The sequence below is a fragment of the Lentiprolixibacter sp. genome, assembly GCF_982873095.1.
In genome coordinates, this window is the sequence record NZ_CEYNTP010000127.1 from 1 (window position 1) to 7739 (window position 7739).

7 protein-coding genes are annotated in these 7739 nt (G+C 45.6%); 6 read left to right on the forward strand and 1 reads right to left on the reverse strand.

The genetic code is table 11. The features are described 5' to 3' along the window. From AC4E7D_RS08725 to AC4E7D_RS08750, 6 genes are all read left to right on the forward strand, one after another. A partial coding sequence (locus tag AC4E7D_RS08725) for an aspartate aminotransferase family protein (protein ID WP_490173420.1) occupies positions 1-1009 on the forward strand: 1009 nt, incomplete at its 5' end. A 100-nt stretch (positions 1010-1109) separates the two neighbouring features. Beyond that, positions 1110-2510 carry a tetratricopeptide repeat protein gene (locus tag AC4E7D_RS08730; RefSeq protein WP_490173421.1) on the forward strand — a complete coding sequence of 467 codons (1401 nt, stop codon included), beginning with the start codon at positions 1110-1112 and terminating at the stop codon, positions 2508-2510. Positions 2511-2534: 24 nt separating this feature from the next. After that, on the forward strand, positions 2535-3452 hold the full coding sequence (locus tag AC4E7D_RS08735; RefSeq protein WP_490173422.1) for a polyprenyl-phosphate transporter: 918 nt from the start codon (positions 2535-2537) through the stop codon (positions 3450-3452). Positions 3453-3463: 11 nt separating this feature from the next. After that, complete coding sequence (locus tag AC4E7D_RS08740; protein WP_490173423.1) at positions 3464-4483, forward strand: DUF368 domain-containing protein; 1020 nt, start codon at positions 3464-3466, stop codon at positions 4481-4483. After that, positions 4455-5207, forward strand: a complete 753-nt coding sequence (locus AC4E7D_RS08745; RefSeq protein ID WP_490173424.1) for a shikimate dehydrogenase family protein — start codon at positions 4455-4457, stop codon at positions 5205-5207. Before AC4E7D_RS08740 ends, AC4E7D_RS08745 begins: the two co-directional genes overlap by 29 nt. Before the next feature lie 125 nt (positions 5208-5332). Then, positions 5333-7315: a DUF349 domain-containing protein gene (locus tag AC4E7D_RS08750; protein ID WP_490173425.1), complete on the forward strand. Its 1983-nt coding sequence runs from the start codon at positions 5333-5335 to the stop codon at positions 7313-7315. Positions 7316-7328: 13 nt separating this feature from the next. Here the strand turns inward: AC4E7D_RS08750 and AC4E7D_RS08755 are convergent, their stop codons facing one another. Continuing rightward, a complete protein-coding gene (locus AC4E7D_RS08755; protein WP_490172863.1) occupies positions 7329-7562 on the reverse strand; it encodes a hypothetical protein in 234 nt (77 codons plus the stop codon). Between the last annotated feature and the right edge of the window lie 177 nt (positions 7563-7739).

Consider the following 7739-nt stretch of genomic DNA (forward strand, 5'->3'; position numbering starts at 1 on the left):
GGCTATTCAGGAGCAAGCGGAGCAGTACTTACATGTTATGGTCTATGGGGAATATGTGGTTGCACCGGCGGTGGAACTGTGTAAATCCCTGGCCAGTTACCTGCCTGATCCCCTGGAGACCACTTATTTGGTAAATTCAGGAACCGAGGCCATGGAAGGGGCCTTAAAACTTGCCCGAAGGGTAACGGGCCGGTCCGAACTCATCTCCGCCAGAAATGCCTATCACGGAAATACCCTCGGCAGCCTCAGCCTGATGGACTATGAATCCCGAAAGGCACCTTTCCGGCCCCTGATTCCCGACATTCGTCATATTGCTTTCAATTCACTGGCAGACTTGGATAAAATCACCCCTAAAACGGCTGCAGTAGTACTGGAAACCATACAAGGGGGGGCAGGTTTTATTAGTCCGGAAAACAACTACCTGCAAAAAGTCAGGGAGAAATGCACTGCAGCGGGTGCGCTTTTGATCCTCGATGAGATCCAACCGGGATTTGGCCGCACTGGAAAACTCTTTGCCTTTGAACATTATAACTGCGTCCCGGACGTTGTGGTCATGGGCAAGGGAATGGCTTCTGGTATGCCCATAGGTGCGTTCAGCGCATCAAAGGAGATGATGTCCAGTCTGAGCGACCACCCCAAATTGGGGCATATCACCACTTTTGGGGGCAATCCAGTCATTGCCGCTGCCGCACTGGCCACTCTGGAGGAGATTACCTCAGCTAACCTCATTCCGGCTACACTGGAAAAGGAAAAGCAGTTTAAAAAGCGGTTACAGCATCCCCTCATAAGGGAAATACGTGGAAAAGGGCTAATGCTTGCACTTATTTTGGACAATGCAGAACTGGCCAATAAGCTGGTTCTGAAATGCGCCGAAAGGGGCCTTATCCTTTTCTGGTTGTTGTTTGAAAACACAGCGGTAAGGATCAGTCCGCCACTTACTGTTTCTCCTGAGGAAATCGACCAGGGTTGTGACATTATCCTCGAAGTCTTGGACGAATTGCAACAATAAACTGTTAACTAATTTGTTGATAATAATGCCCCGATCCGGAAAAAAGAATGATCTCAAAAGATTTATTTTTAAATCCATAGTATAACCAAGCCCGTTCTCTATGGCGTTAGATTCCAATGAAAGACCAAGCTCATCCATTACAAAATTCGAATCAATGCTCAAAACCAACGACGTCTATTTCTTTGACGCTGAGGACTTTGAGGATATTATTCACCACTACCTGAACAACGGCAAAATCTCGCTGGCCAAGAAGGCCATCAAAATAGGACTACTACAACACCCTGGCGCCATCCACTTAAAATTACTGTTGGTAGAGGTACTGGTTTTCGAAAATCGCTTCCAGAAAGCAGAATCTCTATTGGATGAATTGCAACGGTTAGACAGCAGCAATGAGGAGATTTATATACAGCGCGCAAATATCTATTCAAAGAAGGATAATCACGCGGCCGCGGTGGAACTGCTTATAAAAGCCCTTGAATTATCTGAAGGCAGTCTGGATGTTTATTCCCTGCTGGGCATGGAATACCTTTTCATGGATGATTATGTGAAGGCACGTGAGAATTTCATGATGTGTGTTGAGAGTGATCCGGATGATTATGCTTCCTTATACAATGTCGTGTACTGTTTTGAGTTTCTGGAAGAATATGATGGGGCGATTGCCTACCTTAACAACTACCTTGAGACCAATCCCTATTGCCAGGTAGCGTGGCATCAACTGGGTAAGCAGTACTACACCAAGGAAATGTACAAAGAAGCCTTAGCAGCCTTTGATTTTGCCATTATTGCAGATGATTCCTTCATGGGCGCCTATTTTGAGAAAGGGAAAGTACTGGAAAAAATGGGCGAATATGAGAAGGCCATAGAAAACTACGAAACTACCATTACCATAGAGGACCCCACTTCACATGCCTACCTCAGGATGGGGAAATGCTATGAGCGCCTGGAGAATCACGAACTTGACAAATATTATTACTACCAGACCGTGCATGAAGATCCCCTGCTGGACAAGGGATGGCTGGCCATTACGGACTTTTATTTCCGAAAAGGCGACTACAGAAAGGCGCTCTTTTACGTGAATAAAGCCATCAATATTGATGGCCAAAACCCACAATACTGGAAAAAATGTGCCCGTATCCATGCTGCTCTGGAGCAATATGATGAGGCAGATTTTTCATACAGGCAGGCTGTAGAACTGGGCAATTACGAATTGGATACCTGGTTGAACTGGTCCGAAGTGGTTACCCAGAACCAGGACCTCAACACGGCCATTCAGATCCTCGTCCAGGGCCTGGAATTTTATCCGGATATGGCTGAAATGCTCTACAAAATGGCGGGCTTATATCTTCTGGCCAAAGAGCCGGCCAAAGCGCAGTACCGCTTCATCAAGGCGTTAAAGATGGATATGGGCAAACTGCATTATTTTGAACTGGAGTTTCCCAGTTTCTATAACTCGGAATGGGCTCAGAATATAATTCTGGATATTAAGAAGGCATCCGAATAAATACGGTACTTTTGTGTTCTGCGAATGAAGGAACGGAACCTTTTACAATACCTGATTCTTTCCTTGAAAGGAATGGCCATGGGCGCTGCCGATGTTGTGCCCGGAGTCTCCGGGGGCACAATTGCCTTTATTTCAGGAATCTACGAAGAACTTATCGCCTCGATCAGCAATATTGGTCCCGGACTTTTTAAAACCTTGCGAAAAGAGGGGTTTTTGGCTACCTGGAAAGCGGTGAATGCCAATTTTCTGCTGGCCGTATTTACGGGAATAGCTATTAGTATTATCTCTCTTGCCAAAATCATCAGCTGGCTACTGGTAAATGAGCCTGTGCTCCTTTGGTCTTTTTTCTTCGGTCTCGTCCTGGCCAGTATATTCTTCGTCGCTAAAGGAATTAAGCGCTGGAATATGGCAGTTATATTGATATTTGCTGTGGGGGCTGTTTTGGCCTATTACATTACCAGCCTTCCTCCAAGCGAAAATACGGGTTCCATGCCCTACCTTTTCCTTTCCGGGGCACTGGCAGTTTGTGCTATGATTTTGCCGGGGATATCCGGTGCCTTTATCCTTGTGTTATTGGGTAGTTACAAGACCGTACTGGATGCTGTACATGAACGAAATCTCCTGATCATCGCAACAGTGGGGGTTGGGGCCATCTTTGGACTGTTGAGTTTTGCCAGGTTGCTCAAATGGATGTTTGGACACTACAAAAACATGACACTGGCCTTGCTGACAGGTTTTATCCTGGGTTCCCTGAATAAAATATGGCCCTGGAAAGAGGTTTTGTCTACACGAAAATACGGGGATAAGGTGATACCGGTCCTGGAAAAGAACGTTTGGCCCGGGACATTCGAGGGTGACCCTCAACTGCTCTGGGCCATAGGTCTGGGCATCCTAGGTTTTTGCCTTATTTTTGTCCTGGAAAAATTGGCTGCCAGGTCATAGCAGTATACCCCATGTACGAACCAAGGACATTATTGGATAAAATATTTCTAGTGATCAAAGGGCTGGGAATGGGAGCTGCCAATAAGGTTCCTGGTGTTTCCGGGGGTATTGTAGCATTTGTTGCCGGTTTTTACGAGGAATTCATCTATTCCCTGCAAAAGATAAACCTGAAGGCCTTTAAACTGCTGTTTAATGGAAGGTTCAGGAGTTTTTACCGCTATATCAACGGGCCATTCCTTTCCTTGCTGATATTTGGAATGCTCGTGAGCTATTTCAGCATTTCCAAAATCCTGGACTATTTTCTGGAGACCAAAGAGCTGTTCGTCTGGTCGTCTTTCTTCGGCATGATCATAGGGTCTATCTACTATATCGCCAAAGATTTTGGACATTGGAACAACAGGACCCTAACCATGGGATTGATTGGCCTGGTGCTGGGCATCTCCATCAGTTTTTTGAGTCCCGCCAGGGAAAATGACAACCTTGTATTCATTTTTATCTGCGGGATCATCAGCGTCTCCGGGATGACCCTGCCGGGATTGTCGGGCTCATTTATTCTGATCCTGCTGGGGAATTACGTCTTGTTACTGGTGGATTCGGTTAATGCACTCTACGATACCCTGGCAGAAATGTTACAGGGAGATTTCAGTTTCGTTGATAATCAGGAACGACTTGACACCCTCTTGGTTCTGGCTGTTTTTACCGCTGGGTCTGCTATAGGACTGGTAACCCTTTCCCATATTCTGGGCTATGTTCTGAAACATTTCAAACACATAACTACGGCAGCGATCATCGGATTTATTACCGGGTCTCTCGGGGTGGTATGGCCCTGGAAAAACACCATCTTTCTCCTGGATTCGGCCGGAGAAGCTGTACTGGATTCCAACGGAGACAAAATCATTACAAACTACGAACGCTACTGGCCCAGTATATCCGATCCGGAAACCTGGTGGGCGATAGCCTTCGTATTTCTAGGAGTGCTCATGCTAATTGCACTGGAGTGGTATGGAAAAAACAAGGCCAAGCGCACGTAAATATGGGCTGATTGGAAGGAATATATCGTATTCCTTTTCCAGGGGCTATTTCCGGGATAAGTTCCGGAAACTAGGCCTTGACTATTGCGATTACGTCAATTTCGATCTGCAGGATATCAGGGAAATTACGACGGTGCTGGATGAACAAAAGGCCCTGGCCGGACTCAATGTTACCATTCCTTACAAAGAAGCTGTTATCCCCTATTTAAAAGCGCTGGACCCTGTAGCGGAGAAAATCGGTGCTGTGAATACGATCAAATTAATGCCAGAGGGACCCGTGGGTTACAATACAGATGCCCATGGATTTGAACAGGCGCTGCTCCCCCTTTTAAAACCCCATCACACGGGTGCCCTGGTCCTGGGTACAGGTGGTGCTTCCAAGGCCGTAGCCTATGTGTTACATAAACTGCATATAAACCATAAGTACGTCTCCCGGAACCCCACAGGAGAACAACTTGCCTATAGCGAAATAACAGCTGAAGTAATTGAAGCACATCCGATAGTGGTCAATTGCACCCCCCTGGGGACCTGGCCGGAAGTAGCCGCAAAGCCAGATTTTCCATATGATCTGCTCGGCCCCAAGCAGTTATTGTTTGACCTGATCTACAATCCCGAAAAAACAGCTTTCCTCCTGGAAGGGGAACAAAGAGGCGCAGACATATCTAATGGCCTAAAAATGTTGGAATTACAGGCTGAAAAGGCTTGGGAGATATGGAATTCCTGACCCGTTCAAACTGAAGCTGCACCTGGTCCTCTCACTTGTTTTCCCGGCAAAGAACTTTGAATTACTTTTGCGTTTACGCCGGTTGTGCTTATCTTAGATAGGTACCTCAACGATGCATCCAGAATATGTCGGAAGAAAAAGAACAGCAACAGCCAGAAGAAAACAAAGCAACGGAGCAAAGCCCTGCTGTGGAGTCGGATTCAAATCCCACAGCAGCTGCTGATGAAGGTAAGGCCGAGGATGTAAAAGACGAGGCTGAGGAATCCGAAGCTGTTGAAGAAATTGAAGAAACCAATGCTGAAGACACTGAAGACCAGGGCCACCAGCATCGGCACCATATTCCTATGCTGGACTATCACAGCATGTCCATGGAAAATCTTGTGGGAGAGCTCCAACGTCTTATCAGGAATGAGAAAATTCAGGCCATAAAGCGGCATGTTGACGCAATAAAACACGAATTCGACAAGAAATTCCGGGAATTTCTCGAACATAAGAAGGAAGAGTTCATTACTAAAGGGGGTAACGAAACCGATTTTAAGTACAGTTCGGTCACCAAGCGACAGTTCAACGAGGTATTTTCTGAATATCGGGAAAAGCGCAACCAGTATTATCGCAATCTTGAAGACAGCCTCAAAGAAAACTTGGCGAACCGCCTGGCACTCATAGAAGATCTAAAAGGACTGGTAAATGTTGAGGAGGACATCAACACAACCTATAAGAATTTTAAAGAAATTCAGGAGAAGTGGCGTAATGCAGGTCCGGTTCCAAGGGCCAATTACAACGATGTCTGGCAAACCTATCACCACCACATGGAGATCTTTTATGATTTCCTTCACCTGAACCGGGAACTCCGGGATCTGGATTTTAAACACAATCTGGAAGAAAAACTTAAGATTGTTGAGCGCGCAGAAGCCCTGGCAGCATCTGCAGACATCTCCAAGGCGTTTCGTGAACTCCAGACCCTTCACAAGATCTGGAAGGAAGACATTGGTCCGGTAGCCAAAGAACAACGTGAAGAGATCTGGGAACGCTTTAGTGCGGCAACAAAAGCACTGCATTCCAGGAGACAGGAATATTTCAAGGAGCAGGAAAAGCATTATGAGACCAACCTGGAGCAGAAAAGGGAGATTATTGGCAAAATCACTGAAATTTCGCAAAATACGGCGGGAAACCACCGGGAATTACAAAAACAAATTCGGGAAATAGAACAATTGCGGGATGCTTTTTTCAAGGCAGGTAAGGTACCCCAAAAGTTTAACGAAGAGACCTGGTCCGCCTTTAAAGCTGCCGTCCGTGATTTCAACCGAAATAAGAACAGCTTCTATAAGGCTTTAAAAAAAGAACAACAACTCAACCTGGAAAAAAAGCGGGCGCTATTAGAATTGGCAAATTCGCTAAAAGACAGTGAAGACTGGGATACCGCCACTCCCGAAATGAAACGCATCCAGAAAGAATGGAAGGCTATTGGGCATGTCCCACGGAAATATTCTGAGCGTATATGGAAAGAATTCAAGGGTGCCTGCAACCATTATTTCGAACGTCTTCACGCCCTGCAGGACAAAGCGCATGGCAAGGAAGAAGAAAACCTTAAAAAGAAGCTTGCTGTCCTGGATAAAATACGCGAATTTCAACTCAGCGGTGAGCAGAAAAAAGACCTGAAAGAATTAAAGGCGTTTATTTCGAGCTGGAAATCAATAGGCAATGTTCCGTTTAATCGCAAGCATATCAACACCAAGTTCAATAAAATTCTTGACGCCTTACTGAAAAAGGCTGGGGTAAGTAAACAGGAAGCCGAATTACTTAAATACGGAAACAAGATCCAGGAACTGGCTGATGCCGATAACGAAAGGGCACGGCTTCAGGAAAGGGCGTTTATTAAAAAGAAGATTGACGAAAGCAAGGCAGAAATTCGTCAGTTAGAGAACAATTTGCAATTTTTCGCCCACGTACCTGATGACAATCCCCTGGTACAAGAGGTTATCAAAAAGATAGAACGGCACAAGGAATCCCTGGGCACCTGGAAAGCCAAACTAAAGAAACTCAACATTATGGAGCATTCCCTGCAACGGGGGGAGGCTGGTACTGAGCTTTCAGAAGAAGAAGAATAACCGGGATAAAGGATTAAGCCAGTTTAGCTTTGTTACGCTTAGTAGTAAAAGACAACGCCTTCTTTACAGTGGAATTGGCCCTTCTGTACAAACGAGCTACTTTCTCTTCTTGCTTTACCGTAGTGTTTTCAGTAGCAGTAACGATAGTCATTTCAATGGTCTCCACCTTAACCTCGGCAGCTTTATCCTGAGCCTGGGCAGTTACTCCAATCATAAGGACAAAAATTAAAGTGATAAGGGTTTTCATGACTTGCGTTTTTTTCTATTAAAAAAACGCGGCAGACCCCCTCATAAGGGGTTGCATTTCGTCGAAGAGCCCTTATTTTTCGGTAATTGACAAAAAGTCGGATGAAGTGCAAAAAATCCTCGATGAACGTTCCAATACCCTAAATCCGCTTATCGGGAAAAGGTGTCGATCATCGGA

Bases quoted from the DNA above. Each gene is read 5' to 3' on its own strand.
- AC4E7D_RS08745 (WP_490173424.1), top strand. From the start codon at position 4,455: ATGGAAAAAACAAGGCCAAGCGCACGTAAATATGGGCTGATTGGAAGG.
- AC4E7D_RS08740 (WP_490173423.1), top strand. From the start codon at position 3,464: ATGTACGAACCAAGGACATTATTGGATAAAATATTTCTAGTGATCAAA.
- AC4E7D_RS08730 (WP_490173421.1), top strand. From the start codon at position 1,110: ATGGCGTTAGATTCCAATGAAAGACCAAGCTCATCCATTACAAAATTC.
- AC4E7D_RS08755 (WP_490172863.1), bottom strand. From the start codon at position 7,562: ATGAAAACCCTTATCACTTTAATTTTTGTCCTTATGATTGGAGTAACT.
- AC4E7D_RS08735 (WP_490173422.1), top strand. From the start codon at position 2,535: ATGAAGGAACGGAACCTTTTACAATACCTGATTCTTTCCTTGAAAGGA.
- AC4E7D_RS08750 (WP_490173425.1), top strand. From the start codon at position 5,333: ATGTCGGAAGAAAAAGAACAGCAACAGCCAGAAGAAAACAAAGCAACG.